The 23273-nt window shown below is 58.1% G+C and carries 28 protein-coding genes and 2 tRNA genes; 7 read left to right on the forward strand and 23 right to left on the reverse strand.

From position 1 onward, the window contains the following. The first annotated feature begins 107 nt into the window (after positions 1–107). The 4 genes from B5F19_RS02395 to B5F19_RS02410 all read left to right on the forward strand — a co-directional run bounded on the left by B5F19_RS02395 (position 108) and on the right by B5F19_RS02410 (position 4098). Positions 108–527 (forward strand): hypothetical protein, encoded by a 420-nt coding sequence (locus tag B5F19_RS02395; RefSeq protein ID WP_087287481.1) that lies wholly within the window; start codon positions 108–110, stop codon positions 525–527. Beyond that, on the forward strand, positions 515–2461 hold the full coding sequence (mobP3, locus tag B5F19_RS02400; RefSeq protein WP_195560473.1) for a MobP3 family relaxase: 1947 nt from the start codon (positions 515–517) through the stop codon (positions 2459–2461). The genes B5F19_RS02395 and mobP3 overlap by 13 nt, the downstream gene beginning before the upstream one ends. A 69-nt stretch (positions 2462–2530) precedes the next feature. Continuing rightward, entirely contained in the window at positions 2531–2749 is a 219-nt protein-coding gene (locus B5F19_RS02405; protein WP_087287484.1) for a helix-turn-helix domain-containing protein, read from the forward strand. Between the two features lie 119 nt (positions 2750–2868). Continuing rightward, positions 2869–4098, forward strand: a complete 1230-nt coding sequence (locus tag B5F19_RS02410) for a site-specific integrase (protein ID WP_087287487.1) — start codon at positions 2869–2871, stop codon at positions 4096–4098. A 40-nt stretch (positions 4099–4138) separates the two neighbouring features. Here the strand turns inward: B5F19_RS02410 and B5F19_RS02415 are convergent, their stop codons facing one another. The 3 genes from B5F19_RS02415 to B5F19_RS17385 all read right to left on the reverse strand — a co-directional run bounded on the left by B5F19_RS02415 (position 4139) and on the right by B5F19_RS17385 (position 6779). Beyond that, positions 4139–5842 (reverse strand): retron Ec67 family RNA-directed DNA polymerase/endonuclease, encoded by a 1704-nt coding sequence (locus B5F19_RS02415; protein ID WP_087287490.1) that lies wholly within the window; start codon positions 5840–5842, stop codon positions 4139–4141. A gap of 427 nt (positions 5843–6269) precedes the next feature. Then, positions 6270–6345 (reverse strand) — tRNA-Pro (locus tag B5F19_RS02420). Between the two features lie 348 nt (positions 6346–6693). Beyond that, positions 6694–6779: transfer RNA gene (locus B5F19_RS17385), tRNA-Pro, on the reverse strand. Between the two features lie 147 nt (positions 6780–6926). Here B5F19_RS17385 and trmB point away from each other — a divergent pair. Next, positions 6927–7673, forward strand: coding sequence for a tRNA (guanosine(46)-N7)-methyltransferase TrmB (gene trmB, locus B5F19_RS02425; protein WP_087287493.1), 747 nt, complete (start codon positions 6927–6929; stop codon positions 7671–7673). Between the two features lie 49 nt (positions 7674–7722). Here the strand turns inward: trmB and B5F19_RS02430 are convergent, their stop codons facing one another. From B5F19_RS02430 to B5F19_RS02440, 3 genes are read right to left on the reverse strand one after another with little or no spacing between them, the layout of a single operon-like run. Further along, on the reverse strand, positions 7723–8517 hold the full coding sequence (locus tag B5F19_RS02430) for an ABC transporter ATP-binding protein (RefSeq protein WP_087287496.1): 795 nt from the start codon (positions 8515–8517) through the stop codon (positions 7723–7725). After that, on the reverse strand, positions 8510–9463 hold the full coding sequence (locus tag B5F19_RS02435; RefSeq protein WP_087287499.1) for an ABC transporter permease: 954 nt from the start codon (positions 9461–9463) through the stop codon (positions 8510–8512). Before B5F19_RS02435 ends, B5F19_RS02430 begins: the two co-directional genes overlap by 8 nt. A gap of 38 nt (positions 9464–9501) precedes the next feature. Beyond that, positions 9502–10518, reverse strand: coding sequence for an ABC transporter substrate-binding protein (locus B5F19_RS02440; RefSeq protein WP_087287502.1), 1017 nt, complete (start codon positions 10516–10518; stop codon positions 9502–9504). Here B5F19_RS02440 and B5F19_RS17010 point away from each other — a divergent pair. After that, the gene (locus B5F19_RS17010) at positions 10517–10933 is read left to right on the forward strand and encodes a hypothetical protein (RefSeq protein ID WP_140394143.1); all 417 of its coding nucleotides are present in this window, start codon (positions 10517–10519) and stop codon (positions 10931–10933) included. The two genes, B5F19_RS02440 and B5F19_RS17010, sit on opposite strands and share 2 nt — an antisense overlap. An 89-nt stretch (positions 10934–11022) precedes the next feature. Here B5F19_RS17010 and B5F19_RS02445 read toward each other — a convergent pair whose 3' ends face one another. From B5F19_RS02445 to B5F19_RS02465, 5 genes are all read right to left on the reverse strand, one after another. Further along, positions 11023–11502: a dihydrofolate reductase gene (locus B5F19_RS02445; RefSeq protein ID WP_087287504.1), complete on the reverse strand. Its 480-nt coding sequence runs from the start codon at positions 11500–11502 to the stop codon at positions 11023–11025. Positions 11503–11576: 74 nt separating this feature from the next. Continuing rightward, positions 11577–12407, reverse strand: a complete 831-nt coding sequence (gene thyA / locus B5F19_RS02450) for a thymidylate synthase (protein ID WP_087287506.1) — start codon at positions 12405–12407, stop codon at positions 11577–11579. 114 nt (positions 12408–12521) lie between these two features. Beyond that, positions 12522–12770: a sporulation transcriptional regulator SpoIIID gene (locus B5F19_RS02455; RefSeq protein WP_087287509.1), complete on the reverse strand. Its 249-nt coding sequence runs from the start codon at positions 12768–12770 to the stop codon at positions 12522–12524. 152 nt (positions 12771–12922) lie between these two features. Continuing rightward, a complete protein-coding gene (murI, locus tag B5F19_RS02460) occupies positions 12923–13738 on the reverse strand; it encodes a glutamate racemase (RefSeq protein ID WP_162612499.1) in 816 nt (271 codons plus the stop codon). 93 nt (positions 13739–13831) lie between these two features. Further along, complete coding sequence (locus tag B5F19_RS02465) at positions 13832–15172, reverse strand: MATE family efflux transporter (RefSeq protein WP_087287515.1); 1341 nt, start codon at positions 15170–15172, stop codon at positions 13832–13834. A 108-nt stretch (positions 15173–15280) separates the two neighbouring features. Here B5F19_RS02465 and B5F19_RS02470 point away from each other — a divergent pair, with 108 nt between their 5' ends. Then, entirely contained in the window at positions 15281–16168 is an 888-nt protein-coding gene (locus B5F19_RS02470) for a LysR family transcriptional regulator (RefSeq protein WP_087287518.1), read from the forward strand. 290 nt (positions 16169–16458) lie between these two features. Here B5F19_RS02470 and B5F19_RS02475 read toward each other — a convergent pair whose 3' ends face one another. The 12 genes from B5F19_RS02475 to B5F19_RS02530 all read right to left on the reverse strand — a co-directional run bounded on the left by B5F19_RS02475 (position 16459) and on the right by B5F19_RS02530 (position 23120). Next, on the reverse strand, positions 16459–17304 hold the full coding sequence (locus B5F19_RS02475) for a metallophosphoesterase (protein WP_162612500.1): 846 nt from the start codon (positions 17302–17304) through the stop codon (positions 16459–16461). A 70-nt stretch (positions 17305–17374) separates the two neighbouring features. After that, entirely contained in the window at positions 17375–17698 is a 324-nt protein-coding gene (locus tag B5F19_RS02480; protein WP_087287525.1) for a hypothetical protein, read from the reverse strand. A gap of 17 nt (positions 17699–17715) precedes the next feature. After that, positions 17716–18276: a hypothetical protein gene (locus B5F19_RS02485; protein WP_087287528.1), complete on the reverse strand. Its 561-nt coding sequence runs from the start codon at positions 18274–18276 to the stop codon at positions 17716–17718. A 217-nt stretch (positions 18277–18493) separates the two neighbouring features. Next, a complete protein-coding gene (locus B5F19_RS02490) occupies positions 18494–19057 on the reverse strand; it encodes a hypothetical protein (protein WP_087287532.1) in 564 nt (187 codons plus the stop codon). A gap of 3 nt (positions 19058–19060) precedes the next feature. Next, the gene (locus B5F19_RS02495) at positions 19061–19438 is read right to left on the reverse strand and encodes a hypothetical protein (protein ID WP_087287534.1); all 378 of its coding nucleotides are present in this window, start codon (positions 19436–19438) and stop codon (positions 19061–19063) included. A gap of 112 nt (positions 19439–19550) precedes the next feature. Continuing rightward, positions 19551–20057, reverse strand: a complete 507-nt coding sequence (locus B5F19_RS02500) for a hypothetical protein (protein WP_140394144.1) — start codon at positions 20055–20057, stop codon at positions 19551–19553. A gap of 12 nt (positions 20058–20069) precedes the next feature. Further along, positions 20070–20531: a hypothetical protein gene (locus B5F19_RS02505; protein WP_087287539.1), complete on the reverse strand. Its 462-nt coding sequence runs from the start codon at positions 20529–20531 to the stop codon at positions 20070–20072. A gap of 17 nt (positions 20532–20548) precedes the next feature. Beyond that, on the reverse strand, positions 20549–20971 hold the full coding sequence (locus B5F19_RS02510; protein ID WP_087287541.1) for a hypothetical protein: 423 nt from the start codon (positions 20969–20971) through the stop codon (positions 20549–20551). A 49-nt stretch (positions 20972–21020) separates the two neighbouring features. Continuing rightward, positions 21021–21584: a hypothetical protein gene (locus tag B5F19_RS02515; protein ID WP_087287544.1), complete on the reverse strand. Its 564-nt coding sequence runs from the start codon at positions 21582–21584 to the stop codon at positions 21021–21023. Between the two features lies 1 nt (position 21585). Then, positions 21586–21804, reverse strand: coding sequence for a helix-turn-helix transcriptional regulator (locus B5F19_RS02520; protein ID WP_087287547.1), 219 nt, complete (start codon positions 21802–21804; stop codon positions 21586–21588). A 14-nt stretch (positions 21805–21818) separates the two neighbouring features. After that, positions 21819–22409: a DUF2975 domain-containing protein gene (locus B5F19_RS02525; RefSeq protein ID WP_087287549.1), complete on the reverse strand. Its 591-nt coding sequence runs from the start codon at positions 22407–22409 to the stop codon at positions 21819–21821. A 147-nt stretch (positions 22410–22556) separates the two neighbouring features. Further along, positions 22557–23120, reverse strand: coding sequence for a YgjP-like metallopeptidase domain-containing protein (locus tag B5F19_RS02530; RefSeq protein WP_087287552.1), 564 nt, complete (start codon positions 23118–23120; stop codon positions 22557–22559). Positions 23121–23273: the final 153 nt, after the last annotated feature.

A 23273-nucleotide genomic window follows, 5' to 3' on the forward strand; every position in this document is an offset into this window, starting at 1 on the left:
AAATGGGGTCAAAATCCGGGCTGTGACATCATCTCTGCGGTCACAATCCCCCAAAGCCTACTGCCACAAGGAAAAAACAGGGGTCAACCCTCGGAAAGGAGAACATTATGAGCAAAAAAGAGAAATTCCCCCTCTACCTCTCACCGGAGAAAAAGACTATCCTGGAGCGCCGATATCAGGAGGACGGGAGCCGGAGCATCACCGCCTTCATTGAGCGGGCGGTGGACTTTTATCTGGACTACCTCAGCGCCAACAACGCCGGACTGTTTCTCCCCACATCCATCAAGTCCTACCTGGACGGAAGGATGGGACAGCTGGAGGAGCGGCTATCCTCCATCGCCTTCCGGCAAGCGGTGGAGCAGGACATGGTGGCCGGTATCCTCGCCGACGCGTATCAGTTCAGCAACGAAGATCTGCGCCGACGGCGGGCGGAGAGCGTTCAAAATGTGCGGAAAACCAATGGCCGCATCTCGCTGGAGCAACGGGTGCGTGATGCTTGGGAGGAGGACGATGAGTGGCAGGATTGATCGTGAAAAGCCCTTATCTCAAGTGCGGAGACGGTAGTTCGGTCAGCGGCTATCTGCGGTACATCGGCACGCGGGAACGGGTAGAGATCCTCCCGGATGACCGTCCGCCCACTCGAAAGCAGGATCAGCTCATCACCAAACTGACAAAGGATTTCCCGGAGGCCAAGGAGCTGGGTGAATATTCCGATTACAAAGACAAGCCCACCAAGGCCAATGCCTCTGTCTTTATTACCCGAGCACTGGAGGAGAACTGGTTTCAAGTGCAGCAGTCAGACGGCTACATGAAGTACGTCGCTACTCGGCCTCGTGCGGAACGGCTTGGTGACCACGGGCTATTTGGTGATGAAGATGCTGTGGACTTGGAGCAGGCCATGCAGGAACTGGATCAGTACAACGGCAATGTGTGGACGCATATCCTCTCACTGAAGCGTGAGGACGCTGTGCGTCTTGGATATGACAATGCCAAAGCATGGCGAAACCTGCTCCGAGCAAATCGCAATGAAGTCGCTGCCGCTATGAATATTCAACCGAACCACTTCCGCTGGTACGCCGCCTTCCACGACGAAGGGAAGCATCCCCATGTTCACATGATGGCGTGGTCGACCGTACCAGGTGAGGCATATCTTACGCGGGATGGTATCCGCAACATCAAATCTGCGCTCACCAATCAGATCTTCAAACAGGAGATGCTCCACACCTACGAACAGAAGTCACAGTCGAGGGATGAGCTGGTGCGGAAGGCCCGCCGTGTAATCCGGCAGCTCACCCAGGAGATGGTGCAAAGCATCTGTACGGCTCCTGAGATTGAGCAGAAGATGGAGCAGCTGGCCGGACAACTGGAAACGGTCAAAGGCAAAAAATCCTACGGCTACCTTCCCAAGTCCGTGAAGAAAACCGTGGATGAGGTAGTGGACAAACTGGAGGAGCTGCCGGTAGTGCGTGAGTGCTACGACCGGTGGTGCAGGCTCCAGTGTGAGGTAGAGAGTTACTACCACGACAAACCCAGAGAACGAAAAAAGCTGTCCCAGGAGAAAGAGTTCCGGCAGATCAAAAACGCTGTCATCCAGGAGGCAGAGCACATCCGTCTGGGTGAGATCTCCTTCGAGGATGATGACTTGGCTGAGCACGGCGAGCCGGAACCGGCGCGTCGTGAGTCCAATGCCTGCCGGGAACTGTGGCGAATCATTCGGAACGAGGACATTTCTCTGGACTACCGTGACCGGGCAGTGGAGAAGCTGGAGCAGGTGGCGGAGCGAGGCGACGCCTATGCGCAATACCGAATGGGACAACTCTACCGGGACGGCCCTTTGCTGATCCCTGACAACCGCAAGGCCAAACACTGGCTCACTCAGGCAGCGAAACAGGGCCTGCCTGAAGCACAGTATGCCCTTGGCAAACTGTTCCTCTCTGACGATTGGGAAGTGCGGGACCCGGACGAGGGCATCCGCTGGCTGAGACAGGCTGCGGAAAATGGAAGCCACTTTGCCGCTTACCGTCTGGGCAAAGAGTATCTGGAGGGAAACGCTGTCAACAAGGACACCACAAGAGCGGCGGATTGGTTCACCAAATCAGCAGAGGCGGGAAACCAGTACGCCCAGTACATGATGGGCAAGCTGCACCTGACGGGACAGGGTCTACCATGGGATCAGGCCCAGGCAATGATGTGGTTCAGCCGTTCCGCTGCCCAAGGAAATCAGTATGCTCAGTTCTTCCTGGAGCAGCGAAACAATCTCCGCCCGCCCTCTGTGATGCTGGCGATCTCTCGGCTGCTCTATCACATGAGCCGGATCTTTGAGGACAACTCCGTGCCGTCCGCCGCCCCAGTAGGTCAGCAGGTGGATCGAAAACTCAGGCGGAAGATCCAGGAGAAGAAGATTGCTATGGGCCACAAACCGGATGACCATGAGGAGCAGTGGCCTGAAATGACCATGTAAGCGGCGCAGAATATGAGCCGCAAAACAAAGAATAAAACCCCTTCCGCGAGAAGGGTAGAAAGGAATCCGATGAAACGATCTAAGTACAGCTCGTTCAACGAACTGCCCCTGATGCTGACCGTGCAGGATGTGGCTGATGTGCTGGGCATCGGGCTGGCCCACGCCTACGAGGTTGCCCACCGGCAGGATTTCCCTACCATCACCCTGGGCAGCCGGATCATCGTCCCCCGTGATAAGTTCATGGCGTGGATCGACGAACAGGCGGCCCAAAAGACGGAAATATTTTAGTGGCTATTTCAAAGATTCTGTGGTATTTGTTTGTGTTGCAATAAGCGCCCGCAGGCGCAATGCATGCGAGCAACCGAGCGAAGCGAGGCGCTTAGCGAGTCGTAAAGGAGGGATGAACAATGGCAAAGAAACGAGCAAACGGCGAGGGCAGCATTCGAAAGAAGCCCAACGGCCGCTGGGAGGGCCGATACACTCAGGGCATCGACCCCAACACCGGCCGCGCCATTCAGAAAAGCGTGTCTGCCAGGACGCAGGCCGAGTGCAAGGAAAAGCTGGCAAAGGCCATCCGGGACAATCGGGGCATCCCGGTGAACCACAACGAGGACTACACAGTAGCGGAGTGGTGCAGGCTGTGGTTTGAAACCTACAGCAAGCCAGTGATCCGCCCCAACACCGCAAAGACCTATGAGAACATGATCGAAAACCACATCGTACCGGCCATCGGAGGAGTAAAACTCAAACGGCTCACCGCCATCCAGATCCAGAAGATGTACAACGACTCCAAGACCAAGGGGCGGGTGCAGCGATTCGAGAAAAAGACCGACACGTCCCTGGCTGGAAGCACAGTGCGGCGCATCCACATGGTACTCTCCTCAGCGCTGAAGCAGGCGGTCAAGGAGCGGATCATTCCCTACAACCCCTGCGACAACTGCCGCATCCCGCCCAAGGAGAAAAAGGAGATGGCCATCATCCCGCCGGAGAAGCTGGGGGTATATCTCAGCGAGGCGGAGAAGTACGGCGTCCTGCCCATGTTCTTCCTGGAATTATCCAGCGGTCTGCGGCGTGGAGAACTGCTGGCACTCCGGTGGGATGACCTGAATGTGAAAGACAGGATACTATCGGTAAGTAAGCAGGTCACCCGCATCGACGGGGAGCTGGTGGTGACAGAGCCGAAAACCAAGAACTCCGTACGCAAGGTAGCGTTGTCCCAGCAGGCCGTGTCCTTGCTGGTGCGGGAACATGAACGGCACCCCGACAATCCCATCCTGTTCCCGTCTCCCCGCACCGGCGGCTACTGGAGTCCAGATGCGGTGTCCAGAATCAACCGCAAGCTACTGGCGAAGGCTGGCATCGAGGAACATGTGCGCTTCCATGATCTGCGCCACACCTTCGCCACCATGGCCCTCTCCAGCGGCGTGGATGTGAAGACGCTGTCCAGCATGCTGGGCCACTACAGCGCCGGATTTACCCTCGACACCTATACGCATATCACCAATGATATGCAAAGAGGTGCAGCGGAGAAAATCGGCGGCTTCATGGAAACGGCCACGGCCGAGCCGGAACCGGAGCCTCCCGAACCTCCGGAGGAGAGCCGGTGCAAGGTGATACCGTTCGAGAGGGTGGGATAAGAATACGCCGGCAGAGCGTAATAACTCTGCCGGCGCACTTTTATTTTTTCGGGGATTCTGCTTCTGCAATTATCGTATCAATTACATCAAGTAGCGGAATGAATCTTGAGAAGTCAATCGTCTGGTAGTTTTCATAAACATATTGGGAAAAGATTTCTTTGCCAAAGTATTTGCTATCATCAAATTTATCTTTGCGACAGAAGGTTTTTCCATCTAAATTGAGGCTTAGCAACTCGTCAGAAAACAAATCTTCAATTTCGCACTCTTCTTTACTACCTACGAGAGGAGGCGTGACCAGAAATAACTTGCTGTCCGGGATCAGACGTATATGCAGGTCGGATTTAAGCGTAGCCTTCTGCTCTGCGGTGGCATGTACGCCCTCACCCAAGAATTTTTTTAATGGCCGTTCACTCTTGGATTCATTGTCATATAGAAGTATGACAGGATTATGCTGTTCAAGACCACTCAACTGACGGAAATAGCTGTGATAAGCAGGAATTTTTTTCCCGTTGCCAGCATGATAATGATACAGGATTTTCATAGCATCGGCACCATCCAAACTGATTCCGAAAAAATACTTCCATCTTTTTGTCCTTTTGAAGAACGAAAAATTATAGATGAAATTGCCTTCCGCATCTTTTTGTATGAGCCGAGGATATTTAGTGTAAAGGCTCTTTAACGCAGCCTTTATATATCGAATATCGGTTTTGCCTTCTGTCACAATGACAGGTACAGTGTGAGCATAAAGGTACTTATAAAAAATAAAAGCCTGATACTGTCTCTCACGACCATTAAGATGAAAAGCGTCATGCTTAATCTCTTGTGGATCAAGAATGTTATTATGATGATCCAGATGGTCAATAAAGGAAAAGCGCCCTTCCAGTTGCTTAATTGTTCCTGGCACGCCATCGATAAGGTATTCACCTGTAGAGTAGAGCTGATGTGCCATTGCTCTTGTTTTACGCACATAGGCGTGATTAACATTTAGCTTCTTGTTTACAATCAGGCCCGTGACTTCCTGGCGTGAATCTCTAAATTGAAGACGGGTTTTCTTTTCATTAATAGAGAAACCAGCTCGTTTTATTGCAGCGATAGCTTCTGCTAAGAATTTCTCCTGATTTTCAACAAAGTGTCTGTCGTTGGTAGAGAAAGTTAAGTCATCAGCATATCTGGTATAGTCCAGTTTATATTTCTTGGCAACTCTTAACAGATAGATATCCATGGTCTGGCAGATCAAATTTGTAATGATTGGGGAACTGGGCGCACCCTGGGGCAAGCGCCCTTGATAGCACGTCAATTGCGCGAGAATAACAGAAACATCGTATGGGAGTTTAAAATTGTTATTCTTCTCAAAATAGCCTTGAACACGGCCAAAATGGAAGCTATCAAAAAAGTTTTCCAAGTCCAAATTAAGAACAAAACGTTTGTTTCGATGAATTTTCGCATTTGTAATAATGCTTTTCTCTTTTTCAAATGCATGAGAGATATTGGGTTTTACACCCTTTTCTTCCCAAATGCTTTTCTGATAGCACCACAACATATTTGCGAGTTTTACTTGTAGAGCCTTCAGATGACCGGACGGGGCACAAATAGTACGGGATTCACCGTTGCGTTTTGGAATCTCAAAAGTAGTATAATAATTATCTGGCTTTTTAATATAAAGAATATGTGTTAGCTTTTTATGGGAAATACCTAAATAATCTGCTAACTCATTTCTTGATTGGATATCGCAAAACTTTTTCATAGGGTACCTCCCAAAAGGGAGAGCGTGTGGCAACTCATTATGCGGACGGATTAGTCAACATGATGAACATGTTAACATCATAACGGGAAAGGGCAATACGCTAAAGCACCACCCAGTTTGGTCAACACTTGCGAAACACAAGTACAAAATCTTGCCACACGCTCGTTACAGGCACTCAGCCTGCTAACACATTATACTTTCTTTCGATTATATTTTCAATCCAAACATCTTCCATCTGCGTAGAGGTTCTCAGTATATCCTCGTTAGGGATAGGTTAGGGATTTGGCGGTTTCGTCGGCTATCTTCGCTCATGCTCCCGCCGCTTTTCTGTCCCTTGAATCACCGCTGAACAGCAGTCATCAAAACTGCAAAAGTAGAACAAAAAACGCAGAAAAACCGCCTAAATAGGCGGCTTTTCTAAGGAAGGTGGTCCGAGTGACAGGATTCGAACCTGCGGCATCCTGCTCCCAAAGCAGGCGCGCTACCAACTGCGCTACACCCGGATATAAAGTTGTGGGGTGGCCCGGGCGTATTCTCCCAAAGCAAGCGCGCTACCAACTGCGCTACACCCGGATATGGAATTTTCCAACTGTGGTCAAATATGGGGTCAGCGCCGGTTTTTGACCAGTTACCGGCGAGGTATAAAACTCCGTCGGCCTTAGCGTCCCAGAGCTTTCCGGGATTTTAGGAAAGTACGGCTCGAACGCCGGCCTCACGCACCCAAATCACGTGCGCTACCAACTGCGCTACACCCGGATATAAAATGATTATAACTGTGGTCAAACATGTGGTCAAGGCCGTTTTTTGACCAACGACTTTGCCGAAATGGTTCCCGCTTCTGGTAGTGTCCCAGCGGGTTGAGGGGTTGCGGTTTTGTCCTCATGGATGGCCCCCGCGCGCTCCCAAAGCAAGCGCGCTACCAACTGCGCTACACCCGGTTATAAAGTTTTCAGTTGCGAAACAGTCCCTTAGCATCTACAAAGGAAAACTCGCCTAAGTAGTATAGTATATTTTGAAAAAGATTGCAAGAGGTCCGTGGGATATGTTAAGATATTTTCGCAACAAAACAGAGAGGTGACACAGCATGCGCATGAGAAAGAAGCCAAACCTGGGAGCGCGGATGGAGCGCTGCGCCCAGTTTTTAATTGAGGACCCGAAACAGCTGCGCGGACAGTGGCGCAGTTTGAAGCCGGAGGCCGGGCAGCTCTGGCTGGAGCTGGGCTGCGGCAAGGGCCGCTTTACTGCTGAGACGGCGGAGCAGAACCCGGATGTCCTCTATATCGCGGTGGAGCGGGTCCCGGACGCCATGATCGTGGCCATGGAGCGGTGCGCCGCCAAAGGATTGAGCAACGTCTTTTTCGTGGACGGGGACGCCGCCCTGCTCCGGGAGTTCTTTGCCCCCGGCGAGGTGGACCGCCTGTTCATCAACTTCTGCGACCCCTGGCCCTCCAATCGCCACGCCCGCCGGAGACTGACCCACCAGAACTTCCTGGTGCTCTACCGGGGAATCCTGAAAGACGGGGGGCAGATCCATTTTAAAACGGACAACCGCGATCTGTTCGAGTACTCCCTGTTCCAATTTCCCAAGGCGGGGTACACCCTCTCCGAAGTCACCCGGAACCTGCACGAGCACGGCATCCAGGGCGTGATGACCGACTATGAGGCCAAGTTCCACGAGCTGGGCACCCCCATCAACCGCTGCGTAGGCACCAAAGAGCATCTGGAGATCGAGCCGGAATTTCAGCCCATCCCCGGCCCCGACTTCCGCCGTGCTCCGAACGGCGAGGCCTCGGAGGAGAATCTGCCGCAGCCGGAATCTCAGTCTGAATAAAAACAGCGCCGTCTGAGACACTCAGGCGGCGCTGCTATTTTCCCTAAAATCAGGCCAGGAGCAGGCGGTCGCTCTCCACTTCCTCGCCGGAGGCCGCGGTAAACCGGGCCAACAGTTCAGGCACCGTCAGCTTCTTTTTGTCCTCGCCCCGGATGTCCAGAATGACCCGGCCGGCGTCCAGCATGATGAGCCGGTTGCCGTGGGCGATGGCGTCCTTCATATTGTGGGTGACCATCAGGGTGGTGAGCCTGTGCTCCTCCACAATCTGGTCGGACAGCTCCAGCACCTTGGCCGCCGTCTTGGGGTCCAGCGCGGCGGTGTGCTCGTCCAGCAGGAGCACCTTGGGCTTTTTCAGGGAGGCCATGAGCAAGGTCAGGGCCTGCCGCTGTCCGCCGGAGAGCAGTCCCACCTTGGCGGTGAGCCGGTCCTCCAGTCCCAGTCCCAGGAGCCGGAGCAGCTCTTTGAACTGCTCCCGCTCGCTTTTCTTGATGCCCCAGCGGAGGGTGCGCTTCTCCCCCCGGCGGGCGGCCAGAGCCAGGTTCTCCTCGATGGTCATATTGCCCGCCGTCCCCACCATGGGGTCCTGGAACACTCGGCCCAGGTAGACGGCCCGCCGGTGCTCGGACAGCTCGGTGACGTCTACGCCGTCAATACGGATGGCGCCCTTGTCCACCGGCCACACGCCGGAGATGGCGTTGAGCATGGTGGATTTTCCCGCCCCGTTTCCGCCGATGACGGTGACGAAGTCCCCCTCCTCCAGGGTGAGAGACAGGTGATTCAGCGCAGCCTTTTCGTTGACGGTGCCGGGGTTGAAAGTCTTACAGACCTGATGCAGTTCAAGCATGGTTGCTCCTCCTGTTCCAAGCGGGATCTCTGGGCTGTACGCCGGCGGATACGCTCCGGCGGCGGTTTTTCACGGCCCAATTCGCCTTCCAGTAGGGAACAGCCAGGAAGATGGCCACCACCAGGGCGGAGATCAGCTTCATGTCGTTGGTGTTCAGACCCATGCGGATGACCAGGGCAATGACGATGTAGTAGACGATGGCGCCCACCACCACGCCGGTGAGCTGTCCGCCGAAGGACCGGACACGGGAGAACAGCACCTGTCCGATGATGACGGCGGCCAGGCCGATGACAATGGCGCCCCGGCCCATATTCACGTCAGAGGCGCTCTGGTACTGGGCGAACAGGCCGCCGGACAGTCCCACCAGGGCGTTGGACAGAATCAGCGCCACCATCTTGGTCCCGTTGGTGTTGATTCCCTGGGCCCGGGCCATATTGGGGTTGCTGCCGGTGGCCCGGACGGCGCTGCCCAGCTCGGTGCCAAAAAACCAGCACAGCACGGCCACAATGCCCACGCAGAACAGCAGGGCGATGAGGCAGGTCTGCTCGGGATAGCGGATGCTGGCCATCAAGGGAAATTGGTCCACACTGACGGACACGTTGGAGCGGTTGCCCATGATCCGCAGGTTGATGGAGTAGAGGGCCAGCTGGGTCAAAATTCCGGCCAGAATGCCCGGGATTCCCATTTTTGTGTGCAGAACTCCGGTGACAGCTCCGGTGACGCCGCCGGCGATCAGGGCCCCCACCAGGGCGATGGGGGCGGGGATACCGCTGACGATCATGACCGCTGCCACCGCGCCCCCGGTGCACAGGGAGCCGTCTACCGTCAGGTCCGGAAAGTCCAGGATTTTATAGGTGATGTACACCCCCAGCGCCATCAGGCCCCAGATCAGGCCCTTGGCTACGGCATCCGGCATCTGGGCCAGGAGCGCGGTGAAAAAGTTCATGGATGGTTCCTCCTGTTACAAGATCTGAAAACGTGTGCTTATTTCGCGTACTGCTGCATGGACTCCGGGATGGTGATGCCCAGCTCGTCGGCCACACTCTGGTTGATGGTGATGTCCATGTCCTCCACAGACATGACGCCGATGGGCATGGTGGCGGGGTCGGCCCCGTTGACCAGGATCTCATAGGCCATCTCGCCGGCCCGGTAGCCCATGGTGTAGTAGCTGATGGAGATGGAGAGCAGGGCCCCGTCGTTCTCGTCGGCGGTAAAGCTGGAGATCACCGGCACTTTTTGGTTCAGAGCCACGTTTTTCACCAGCTCCATGTTTCCGGCCAGCAGGTTGTCGGTGGGGAGATAGATGGCATCGGCCTGGGTACAGGCCTCGGTGACCACGGTAGAGATGTCGTTGGAGTCGTTGGCGGTGAAGTCCTCGGTGGCTATGCCGGCGGCCTCGAACACGGCGGCGACGTTCTCCGCCTGAATGCGGGAGTTCTCCTCCCCGGAGGAGTAGACAATGGCCACGGTCTGAACGTCGGGCAGCAGCTCCTGGACCAGGGCCAGGTGGTTGCTCACATCGGACAGATCGGAGTAGCCGGTGATATTGGCGCCGGGGGCCTCATTGGAGTCCACGATGCCGGTGGAGACGTAGTCGGTGACGGAGGTGCCCACAATGGGGATGGTGGTGGTGGCCTCCTTGGCGGTCTCGGCAGGCAGGGTGGCGTTGGCCATGATCAGGTCAACATTGTCGGTAACGAACTTGGTAATGATAGAGGTGCAGTTGGTCGGCTCATTGCCGGCGTTCTGATAGTCAAACTCCACCTGGTCGCCCAGCAGCTCGGTGAGGGCGTCCTGGAACCCCCGGGTGGCCTCGTCCAGGGAGGGGTGCTGCATCTGCTGGCAGATGCCGATATTGTACACCCCGTCGGCGCCGGCAGAGCCGGAGCTGCTCTCAGAGCCGCCGGAGGCGGCGGAGCTGGTGTTGGCGGTCCCGCCCATGCAGGCGGTGAGGGACAGGCCCATGGTCAGAACCAGGCCCGCGGCAAGAAGCTTTTTCATGTTTCATTTCTCCTTTGTGAACCAGTTGCGGGGAGATTCCCCGTTCCAGACCGGGTCCGCTCCGCCGGAGGCGGTCTGGAGGGCAGGTCCACAGCAGTCGGAGGCACCGGGACCTGCATATACAAAAACGGCTCCGCTGTCTGAAACAACGGAGCCGTTTTGGTATCCTAACGTATCCCAAATGCCTTCATCAGGCTGGCTGCAATTGTTCCAGACGTCTGCTCTGCATAAAAAAGAAGCTAACGAAGCCAAAAAAGACGTCAAAAAACAGGCCCGCAAAAAAGCGCGCCTTGCAGCTAAAGAAAAATCGAGAGGAGACCAGCATATTCCCATTCTGACCCACACGGCAGATGTTCATTGCGGTCCCCTCCCTCCACCGGATATTCCGGTTTTTCTTTGGATGTATTCAATATAGTCCTGAAGTTTCCGAAATGCAACTCGGAATTTTCACTAAAATCAAGCTGTCTCAACCGAGAATTTTCTTCTCTTCTTACAAGTCTCCCACTATTTCTTCCGGCGGTAGGTCACATAGCGGTAGACGATCCCGTCCTGTTCCAGGGGGGCGCTCTCCTCGGCCTTCTCCCACTCCAGGTCCTGATCCAGGTCTGGGAAATGGCAGTCCGCCGGAAACGCCCGGTCTATTTTCGTCACATAGGCGGTGTCGCACCAGGGCAGCAGCTGCCGGTACACCGAGGCCCCGCCGATGACAAAGGAATCCTCGGGGGCGGCCGCCCGCAGGGTCTCCAGGTCGGAAAACACCTCCGCCCCCTCCGGGGCAAAGCCCGCGCTGCGGGAGAGGATGAGATTCCGGCGGCCCTTCAGAGGCCGTCCCCCCGGAAAGGTGGCCAGGGTCTTCCGCCCTAAAATCACCGGATGCCCGGTGGTCAGGGACTTGAAGCGCTTCAGGTCCTCCGACAGGTAGACAAGCTGGTCCCCGTCTTTCCCAATAGCCCAGTTTTGATCCACTGCTACGATTACATTCATCAGTTTTGTCCCTTCATATCATAAGAATTGTTCCATTTGCCCCGCCCCTGCGGGGCGGGGGCTGGATACAGCAATCAGACCGCCACCGGGATCTTTCCCTCCAGCTCATGGGCCTGGTACCCCTCCAGCTTCACGCTGTCCCGGGTGAAGTCGTAGAAGTCGGTGACCGACGGGTCCAGGGTGAACTTGGGGGCCTCATAGGGGGGCCGGGCGATGATCTCCTCCACCACCGGCACGTGCCGGTCGTAGATATGGGCGTCTGCAATCACGTGGACCAGCTCCCCCGCCTCCAGGCCGGACACCTGGGCCATCATGTGCAGAAGCACCGCGTACTGCATCACGTTCCAGCCGTTGGCGGTGAGCATGTCCTGAGAGCGCTGGTTCAGGATGCCGTTGAGGGTGTTCCCGCTCACGTTGAAGGTCATGGAGTAGGCGCAGGGGTACAGAGCCATCTCGCTTAAATCGTGGTGGTTATAGAGGTTGGTGAGGATGCGCCGGGAGCCCGGGTCGTGCTTCAAATCCCACAGGACCTTGTCCACCTGGTCCATGTCCCCCTGAGGGTAGTGGTGCTTCACTCCCAGCTGGTAACCGTAGGCCTTTCCGATGGAGCCGTTCTCGTCCGCCCAGGCGTCCCACACATGGCTGTTCAGGTCATGGATATTGTTGGACTTCTTCTGCCAGATCCAGAGGAGCTCGTCCACCGCCGACTTGAGGTACTGCCTGCGGATGGTGATAATGGGAAACTCCTTTTTCAGGTCATAGCGGTTGACCACTCCGAAGAGCTTGATGGTGTGGGCGGGCGTTCCGTCCTCCCACTTGGGGCGCACCGGGCGGCCGGTGTCCCACACGCCCTTGGACAAAATATCTTTACAGTTCTGAATGAATACCTGATCGGCGTAACTCATTGCACTGCTCTCCTTTCGGCGGCATCTTCTGTATCGTCCGCTGTATGTTCAGTAGACCTTATTATACACGAACCGGCGGCGGGGAACAAGCATTGTTTCCCGCCGCCTGGCCGGTCAGACTCCTTTGTATTTTCGCCGGGTGGCCATCCCGCCCCGGATGTGCCGCTGGGCCTTGTTCTCCTCCAGCACCTGCTTGGCCTGGAGGTACAGGGTGCGGTTAAAGGCGGGGAGCCGCTCGGACAGATCCTTGTGTACCGTGGATTTGCTGATGTTGAATTTCCGGGCCGCGGCGCGTACCGTGGCCTTGTTCTCTATGATGTACAGGGCCAGCTGACAGGCCCGCTCTTCCATGTTTCCTTTCACACAGCAACATCTCCCCCATGATTTGGGTCTGCTGTGCTACTATATGCCGGATTTTTCCAGGGTATGAGAGGTTCCCCCCTCCGCGCCGCCTCCCGCTTCCCTGTAAATCAAACGGCCGCCGCGCCTTTCCCTGGCGCGGCGGCCTTGTCCAATTACAGCTTTAGAATGGGGTAGTCCTGCACCGAGGTCACCGGATTGAGACCCACCTTTGCGGCCTTCTCCCGGTACTCCTCCACACTGCCGGTGGTGTAGATGTCCAGGGTGCCCTTGCCCGGCTGGTCATTGACCAGGCCGTTCTCCTGGAGATAGCCGGCGATGGTCTTGGCCATCTGGTCGGCCGGATCAATGAGGGGCAGTCCCGGATACAGCCGCTGGATGTTCTTCTCCACCAGGGGGTAGTGGGTGCAGCCCAGCACGCAGCAGTCGATCTTCTCCTGGTTCACCAGCGCGTCCATGTTGGCTTGGATGTCCGCGTCCAGAATCCCCTGACCGGCGGGGTCGCCCACGTTAGCCTCCACCAGCTTGGCCAGATCGGGGCAGCCGTGGCTGACCACCTCCTTGTCCGGAGCTTTCTTGCCGATGAGATCGGGATAGCACCGGGTGGAGTGGGTAAAGCAGGTGGAGATGACGCCCACCTTGTGGACCGCCATCTGGGACACCGCATCCGCCCCCGCCTCCACCACGCTGAGCACCGGGCAGGTCATGTCGTCCCGATACCGGTCAATGAGGCAGGAGATGGTGTTGCAGGCCACCAGCAGGGCCTTCACGCCCCGCTCCTCCATAAAGCGGAGCATGTACCGGGTCATGGTCAGAATCTCCTCCGCGGAGTGATTGCCGTAGGGCATGTTGCCCCCGTCTCCGAAGTAGAGCAGATTCTCATGGGGCAGCTGCTGCTGCATTTTCAGGGCGACGCTGAAGCCGCCGATGCCCGAATCGATGATACCGATGGGGCTTGTTTTGGTTGCCATGAGTTTCATCCTTCCTTCTTTTGGGAGCCTCGCTCCCGACTCGCCCCCTATCATAGCACACTTTCATCAAAAAAGGTACCCTGTTTTTCAAATCTATTCGACATTTTTACGAAGGCGGACCTTGGTCCGGAACAGAATCGTCTGATAGAGCACAATAGCCGACCAGCCCGTACCGATGGCCAGGGCCACGCCGGCCAGCCCCATAGGTCCGGCCAGGGTGTAGGCCAGAATCACCCGGATGGTCTGCTGGAGCACGCTGCCGATCACCGGCACGGACACCCAGCCCATTCCCCGGTAGAGCCCCACATAGGCGCTGCCGATGAAGCACAGTACATAGAACACGGAGATCCACCGCAGATAGGCCATCCCCTCGTCCATAGCCGCCGGAGACGCCTCCCCCAGCATCAGGACCATGGAGGCGCGGGCCCCCACAAACATAATGAGGGACATGGCCAGCCCCAGGCCGATCATCAGCGCCATTCCGGTAAAAAAGCCCCGTCTCACCCGCTCCGGCCTGCCTCCGCCGGTGTTCTGGGCCACAAAGACGGACACCGCCTCCGCCCCGCTGTCCCCGAAGGAGTTGGCAAAGCCCTCGATGCGGGTGGCGGCGGTAAAGGCGTTGATGGCGTCCGTCCCCTGGGCGTTTACCGCCCCCTGGACCAGCAGCTTGCCGATGTACACCGCCGACTGGTGGAGGGCGGACACCACGCCGAAGGCCGCCGTCCGCTGGAGCATGCTCCAGTCCATCTTCATATCGGCCCGGCCGAACAGCAGCTGGGGCAGCCGCCATTTCAGATAGGCCAGCGCCATCAGCGCCGCCGCCCCCTGGGCCAGCACTGTTGCGATGGCCGCCCCGGCAATTCCCATGGAGCAGGCCCCCACAAAGAGAAGGTCCAGCCCCACATTCAGCATGGTGGCCGCCGCCAGAGGGAGCAGGGCCGCCAGGGTGTTCCCCGCCGCCCGCAGGGCCGCCGAGCCCAGGTTATAGAGGAAGGTCACCGGCAGTCCCAGAAAGATCACATTCAAATATTCCGTCACCAGGGGCCGCAGCTCCCCCGGGGTCTGGATCAGCCCCAGCAGGGGCCCCAGCAGAACCAGGCCCCCCAGCCCCAGAACCGCCGTCAGCAGCAGGCCGAACACCAGGGAGAGAAACCCCTCCCGCCTGAAAGAGGCCAGGTCCCGGCTGCCGTAAAACTGGGCAAAGAGCACCGCGACGCCCGTACAGCAGCCGCTGAGGATGAAAATGAACAGGTTCATCACCGTGCCCGCCACCCCCACGGCCCCGAAGGCGGCGCCGCCCAAAAATCGTCCGATAATGAAGGCGTCCACCGTGTTGTAGAGCTGCTGCAGGATATTCCCGCAGATCAGGGGCAGGGCCAGCCAGATCAGCTGTCTGGGGATGCTGCCCTGGGTCAGTACCACAGTCCGGTCCATGGAAAGCTCCCTCCTTTTCTCCCTCCATGATACCCCAGGCAAACGCCCTTGTAAAATACGCTTTTTCCCCTTATAATATAAATCGTATTTTATAGGTCGAGGTGCACTATGACACAGTTGGAGCTTCAAGCCTTTCTGGCCGTCACGCGGACCGGGAGCTTTTCCCAGGCCGCCCAGTCCCTGTTTATCTCCCAGCCCGCCCTGAGCCGGCGAATCCGGACCCTGGAGGAGGAGCTGGGCTTCCGCCTGCTGGAGCGGCGGAAGGGAGCCCGCGCGGTAGAGCCCACCCAGGAGGGGCGGGCCTTCACCCCTGTGGCGGAGCACTGGCTCGCCCTGTGGGAGGAGGCCCGGAGCATCCCCCAGCGGGAGGAAAACCAGGTCTTTCGGGTCGCCTCCGTGGGCAGCGTGTCCACCTACATCCTCGCCCCCGTGCTCCAGCGCTTTCTGCTGGACGGAACCAGCAGTCTCACCTTCCACCAGTACCACTCCCTGGAGTCCTACGGCTATGTGGAGCGGGGAGAGGTGGATCTGGCTTTCATCTCCGACGACATGTTCCGCCGCCAGGTGGAGACCATCCCCGCCTTTCGGGAGCCCATGCGCCTGGTCACCAGGCCCGGCTCCCCCCTGCCCCAGCACGTCCACCCCTCCCAGCTGGACAGCGCCCGGGAGATCCGCATGCAGTGGAACCCGGAGTACGACCTGTGGCACGCCTTCTGGTTCGGCTCCAGCTCAGTCCCCCGCATGTGGTTCGACCAGATGTCCCTGATGGAGGACGCCATCCAGTGGGAGGACAACTGGCTCATTGCCCCGGCCAGCGTGGCCACCTCCCTGGTCCGAAGCGGCCGGGCCCAGCTCCACATCCTTCAGGAGGGACCCCCGGACCGGATCATCTACTACCTGCTGGGCCCCCGGCGCAAGAACACCCAGACCCACCGTCTGCTGGAATTGCTTCAGGACCGATTGGAGGAGTTGGAGGGCGTGACCTCCCTTCTGTGATCCGCTTTATTTACATAATTTTTGTCATCCGCTTTGTGCCAGCAACATCTATGCACAATTTCCACCGATTTATCCACAAGTTTTCCACTTAATTTTCATATTTCGAGGATTTTACAAACTTATTTCTTGTTTTTTAAAATCCATCCATTCCACATAGATAACATAACGCCATTTCCTTCTCTGCCGCCTGTTTCCTGCAAAGAACGCTAAACGCCTCGAAGCGCCGTAACCTGCCGCGCTTCGGGGCGTTCTATCATTTTTGTGCCGGACTTCTTCCATCCACCGGCCTCTCAGGAGGCCCGCAGAGTAACGGCTACCAGCTCCGGCGCGTTCCACAGCCTGGGAAAGGGCGTACCGTTGCCCAGGCCGCGGCTGACCACCACCCAGGTCTCCCCGGCCGGATACACTCCGGCGGTGTGGTCCGGGAATATCCCTTCGTCCGTAGAAAACAGGGGGCCGACAACAGGCACGCGCACTTGGCCTCCATGGGCGTGGCCGGAGAACACCAGGTCCGCCCCACCGGCGGCATACTCCTCCAACAGACTGGGGCGGTGGGAGAGCGCCACGTTCAGCGCCCCCGGGAGCGTGAGGTCCTGTATCAGCCCCGGCAGTTCCTCCCGGGCCCTCTCCCGCCCCTGGGGGTGGAACGCCAGGTCCAGCAGGCCGATGATGTTCACCTGGGCCCCGTTCCGCTGCAGCTGGGCATTCTCGTTTTCCAGCACGGTGACCCCGGCCTTCTCCAGCCCCTCCCGCAGCTCGGGATAACAGGGGCTGTCCGCCTCGTGGTTGCCCGGGGCGTAGTAGGCCGGGGCGATCTGAGCGGCCATAGCCGCCAGGGAAATGGCGCGGCTCAGGTCCCGGTCCTCCCGGTTTACCAGGTCGCCGGTAAAGGCGATCAGGTCAGGGGGCTCCTCCCGCAGGGCCGCTTGCAGCTCCTTCTGGATGTCCGCGCTGTGCACATCGGAGATCTGGGCAATCCTCAGGCCGTCCAGCCCCTCCAGCCCCTCCGGGAGGAGGATCTCATAGTGAGTCACCCCAAGTTCGCCCTGGAGGGCCCACACTGCCCCGGCGCACAGGGCCGCCCCCGCCGCCAGAGCCAGGGCTCCCGCCTTCCATTGCCTCTTATGTCTGTCCATAGCCGCCCTCCATCTGTTTTTCGATGGGGCTATGGTAGCATAAATTTTTTCAAATAGCCAGAACATTTTGTTAATCTTCGCTCCGCTTCCTCCAGTGGGCGGCAAACAGGACCGCAAGCTGTATCACGCAGGAAGTTGCCAGCAGAAAACCAGAGAGCCAGACCGCCGCGCCGCTGGTATCCATGAGAGCGGACCAATCCCCATCCTGAACATAGCTGTCTCCATAGCGCAGCTGAAAATACAACGCCGCTGCACAGCACAGAGCGCCGGCCCAGCACCACAGGGCCGCCTCCGCCCCAGCTTTTCGGCTCTGTCTCCGCAGCCCCCACAGGGGCAGAAACCAGGCGGACAGCCCCAGCAGCAGGCTGGCCAGATTCATCCATCCATCGTACATTCCGCAACCTTCTTTCGTCATTCGTCCTCTTGCAGGCACTCGCCATACGGCACTCCCACGTCCACCGATCTCGCCCCCCGGACCAGGGGGCCATGGTACTCATAATACACATAACGGTGGTCCAGAAATCCTCTGTCCTCCTCCACCAGCATCTGGTCCTGGTAGGTAACCACCCGCTCTTCCACCGTGGAAAAAGTCCAGAAAAAAAGGCCTTCCGTGACCGCAGAGCCAATCACAACACAAATACTGACGCCCAGAATGACTTTTCTTACTACGGAATACGCCTCATCCCGGCAGAGGACGGAGAGGCCCACCAGCAGCGTCCAGACCACCGCCAGCACCAAGGCCGCTCCCTGAAGAAAAGACACCAGCCACGACCGCCAGGCCAGGCCAAAAGCGGCCAGCACCGGCTTCCCTATAAGCCACAAAATCAGGTCCGCCGCCAGCAGCCCCAGCATCCAGGCCAGAAACTTCCACTCGCCCCGCCAGTCCGTGCGCAGGCAGCGCACCGCCTCCCATAGGACCACAAGGGCCGCGGGGACCCAACCATACAAGAAAAGAAACCATACCTGTTCCATGTTTGATTTTCCCCCATGACCGTCATTTCCAGCGGCCGTATTTGGCTGGCGGCTCTAGGCCTTGTTTGAAAATTGGAAATGTGTCCAACGGCGAGGAATTTTTTCGCCAGACAAGGCGATTTGACGCGGCAATACTTTGTGTATTGCGAGGAAAATCAACGCAGTATGGCGGAAAAAGAACCGCCGTTTGGGCATATTGACTTTTTTCAAACATGGCCTAAGGAAGGCGCTCCCCATACTCCAGCCCCAGGTCCAGCGGCTCCAGCCCCCGGACCAGAGGGCCGCACCAGGCGTAATAGACATAATCCGGGTCCAGGAACCCCTGGTCCTCCTCCACCAGCGTCCGGTCCCGCCAGGTCACCGTCCGCTCTGGGCGGATGGCGAGAAACCAACTAGGGAGTCCAACTGTTACCAGATAGGCAATTACCACCAGTCCGCTGACCCCGACCACAATCTGGTGTGCCAGCCGGGGCGTATCCCTCTGTTCCAAATAACATCCCAAAATTTGAAACACGCCGAGGAAAGTCAGTAGCCCCAGCGCTCCCGCAAACAGGGAGCGCACCCAGGGCCGCCAGGCCAGACCGAACATTGCCAGCGTAAACTCCCCCGTCAGCTGGAGAAGAGACACCGCCAGGAACAGAACCAGCACCCAGCCCAGCGCCCGCCGGGACTTCGGCTCACAAGCCACCCGGCCGGGCAGCAGGCAGTACACAGCCGCCGCCAGCAGCACAGCCGCCGCAGGGATAAAGACTGTCAGCAGAGCGTCCAGCAAATGCTCCATCCCTCAATTCCTCCACGGCTCCGCCGTCCCGACGGTCATGCGGCTGTGCTCCTCCAGGGTGACATACACCCGCTCCTCCCCCAGATTGACCCGGCGGCGGCCCACCTGGTTTCCATCCAGGTCCCACAGCTCCACCCACACTGGCCCAAGTTCGTCCACCTCGAAGCCGTAGCTCTCTCCCCGCTCCAGCGGATGGCCATCCGCCAGAGAGACGGACTGGCTCTCCTCCTCACCGGATACCGAAATGCTACCCAGAATGGCCGTACTGTCGTTGTACACCACCAGATCGGGGTCCTCGGTCCCCAAAACTCCGGCGGAACAGCCGGAGCAGACCGCTCCGGCCAGCAGGAGAACCGCCGCTATCCCACCCACCCGTCTCATTGTACATGCTCCTTTCTTACAGGCTTTCATACCGTCCAAGTACAAATCCGATTCAAAACAGGGCATCTTATCTCTTCTCCTCCATCTGCTGAAAGCAGGGCGCTGAAACGGCTCAACTTCCGGCCAGCAGCAGCCAGACGGCACAGGCCAGCAGGGCGCACATCAGCTGTACGACCACCACGCCCCGCTCTCCGCCCGCCTGGAGCCAGAAGTAGAACAGGAGGAACAGCACCAGTCCGGACGCCAGGTACAGGGCGGTCCAGAGGTCGGAGGGATGGATCAGGAGGAGCCCTCTCCACACCAGCACCCCGGTGAGCAGAAAAAACACCGCTCCCCACCGCTTCTCCCGGCGGCTCCGGCGGGCAAAGAAGATCATTCCGGACAGGGAAAACCGGTACCCTCTCTCGATCCAGGCCCGTCCGATCCAGAGCGTCCAAAGCGCAAAAACAATGAGGGCCGCGGCGGCCATCACCCAGAAAGCGGGAATGAACAGCAGGGCGCCCTGATTGTCCACCCCGGGAATGCCCTTGTTGAATGCCTCCAAGGTCCCCTGAAAAAAGCAAAGCCAGTGAAACAGCGACACAAGACACATCAGACCCCAGAAGCTCCATTTTCTCACGGCCGCCGCCCCCTAAAATTCCATCTCATAGTAGTACCAGCGCTCGTCCAGCTCCTGAATGTAACAGCGGTTGTCCCCGCCGCTCTCCTCCCAGCGCCAGCCGTCCCCGTCGGAAATCCAGCCCTCCAGCCGCGAGCCCTGAAAGCCCAGCCGCTCCCCGGAGGGCACGTATTGGATACCCCAGTATGTTGTGGAGGACCCCAGGCCGGAGCCGCCCATGGAAAATTCCACCGCGGCCCCCTCATAGTCCCAAAAGCTCACGTCCTGCACCCCCGGAGGACGGGATATTCCCTGGCCGCTCCCCCGCTCCACCGCCTGGGCGGCGGCAGAATCAAAGGCGGACCGGTTCTGCTGAAACAGCGCAGCGGCATGCTCCCGGGACTTTGGCCCGCCCTGGAGGGCGGTCCAAAGCGTGCCCAGCATCAAAATCAGGACCACAATCAGGGAAATTCGGCGCACTCGTTTTCGATTCATAGGCGTTTCTCTCCTGGTCAAAGACCGCTCAGCGGTTTTGTGATGGATGGCAATCCCTCCGAGTCAAGGCCGACCCCGATGGAACCAAACCACAAATAGGAAACTGTTGCCTCAAGCCCATCTTCTCCATTCTCCTGAACCACAATATGGTGGGCCAAAAGGGGGACCCGCTGGGAATAAAACCCGCCCCAGAATGTCCTCAGCTTCTCCCGCTGTTCCTGGGTCACAGGCTTCTCCAGATCTTTTTGGCAGGTCACCCATGGGTGTCCCCAAATCCAGGCGGCATACCCCGCCATCAGGCACAGTGTCAGAAAGAATATTTTCCAGGGAAATGGCCGCTGCCGCCACGCCCCCACTAAAATGGCCGGGACAGCCGCTAAAAATAGCGTAATTCCCAGAAGAAGGGCATAGACCAGAAGCTGAAGTACATTTTCGCCCATATACTCACGTCTCCTCGTCAGGCATCCACTTCAAAATGATCCCCGTCTGTCAGCCCAGGTCCTCTCCCCAGGGCTCCAGAGATTCACCCAGGTACTCCCCCAAACAGAAGGGGCCGTGGTAAGCGTAATAGTTGTAGTCGGTCTCCATCCAGGTAACCTTCTGCATCACCACTTTCTGTCCCTGCCACTGCCCCACCGTCTCCGGCCGGGCGGTAAAAACCAGGAGCAGAAATCCCCAGCTCACCACTGCCCAGACCGACAGGGCGGCTCCCACTTCCAGCAGCCGCTTTTTCCACCGCCTGTCCATCTGGCGCATAGCGTACCAGGCCGTTCCAATCAGCAGGGCGATGGACAGGGCGGCCAGCAGATAGACCGGCCCAGTAACGATCCAGTTGCGGAGGGTGGATATCCGGTCCCCGGCCATCATATGCCACAGCAGCGGCAGGCACAGCCCCCAGGCCGCCGCCAGAGGCAGCAGCACCGCTCGGGAACGCGGCTCCCGGACCAGGATCCAGACGCTCACGCCCAAGGCGGGGAGCCACAGAAATGGAGCCGCAATCAGGCCGCCCAGCCACCCGTATGCCGCCGCCTTCACCATCAGCAGGCCGCCCATGTCACCCCTCCTCCCCATCAGGCACGTACTCCAGAATATCCCCCGGCTGGCAGTCCAGGGCCTTGCAGATGGCCTCCAGGGTGGAGAAGCGCACCGCCCGGGCCTTGTTGTTCTTCAAAATGGACAGGTTGGCCATGGTGATGTCCACTTTCTGGGCCAGTTCCCCCAGGGACATCTTCCGCTTGGCCATCATCACGTCCAGATTTACCACAATTCCCATGTTCTCCCGCCCCCTCAGATGGTCAGGTCCTGGTCCTCCTGGAGCTCCGCCGCCTGGCGGAACAGGGCGGACATGACCAGGAACAGCAGGCCGCCCATGAAAAACACCGGAATGGCCAGGGCATTGTAGGTAAACATGGGCGCCATATTTTTCAAGGTAAATATCTCCCATAGAAACCGGATCAGCGCCGCCCCGCTGATCCCCCAGCAGCACAGAGCCGCCCGATTCATAGACTTGGCATTCCGCATCTGGAAGGGATTTCCCTCCTGAACGGTATTCAAAATCCAATGGGCCTGCCGCAGCATACAGGCGGAGCACAGACCGCAGAACAGGAGGAACAGGCTCCCGCCCAGCTGAAAGGTCACAGGGTCCATCCACACAAAGATCCATCCGAACACCACGGCAAACACTCCGGCAAAGACGATGTCGTCCTCCCCCGCATAGACGACGGAGTCCAGAAAATCCCTCGCCCCGCCGATCAAATTGTAGGGGTCGTGGGCCAAAAGTCCGGGGATCAAGATGATCGCCAAAATATTGGCCGCAAAGGTGATGGTCACCAGAACATTCAAGACCTTCGCCAGCTTCTGTACATTCGTCTGTTCCATGGAAAATTCCCCCTTTCGCTTGACCGCAGAATAACACGGCAAAAACTGTTTGTCAATATATTTTTATTGTTTTTCGATAAATTTAAGAAATACAAAACCTCGCTCTCCACCGAGATGGGAGCGGGGTTCCTGTCAGGTCAATTCTCTTTACAGCACAAGGGCCTGAGCATATCGCTTCAAGTCCTGCCGCCGTTTCCGCCAGTCCGGCATCCTTGCGTCCATGGCCGCGTAGAAGCCGGGGCCGTGGTCGTGGTGGAGGAAGTGGACCAGCTCGTGGAGGGCCACATAGTCTCTCAGAAATTCCGGACAGCGGGCCAGGGCGGTGTTCAGGGTGATGTACCCCTGCCGGTAGTGGCAGTTGCCCCACTGACTTTTCATCTTCCGCAGTTTTATCTGGGGCATGGACACGCCGCTTCCGGCCACCAGGGGGTAGACCCGCAGGACGGCCTCCTCCAGCAGGCGGGCGCACTCCCTCCGGTCCGGCTCCGGCATCAGGGGCGGAGCCTCCTCCGGTCGGGGGAGGTGGCCCACGATCCACCCGCTTTTCTCGATCACAAAGGCGTCCGCCCGCTCCGCCGGGCACCGCAGGGGGACGGAGAGGACTACTTCCCCCGCCCGGTCCAGACGGAGGTTCAGGTTTTTCACCCGTTTTTTTACCAGACGGTAGGTGATGGGGCCCTCGGGCGTGGCCACCAGGCGGTACTGTTCCATGGTCTTTCCCCCTCCCTGTTTGGATTTCGACTTCCGTATTGTAGCAGGGTTTTTCTTTTAAAACAAGGTGGAGCGGTTTTTCTCACGGGGGGAGTTTCGCCGCCTGCGGGCGGCGAGTGACTTTGCCCGCGGCGGCAAAGTCACCAAAACGCC

The organism is Pseudoflavonifractor sp. An184 (genome assembly GCF_002160305.1).
Classification (GTDB): Bacteria; Bacillota; Clostridia; order Oscillospirales; family Oscillospiraceae; genus Lawsonibacter; species Lawsonibacter pullicola.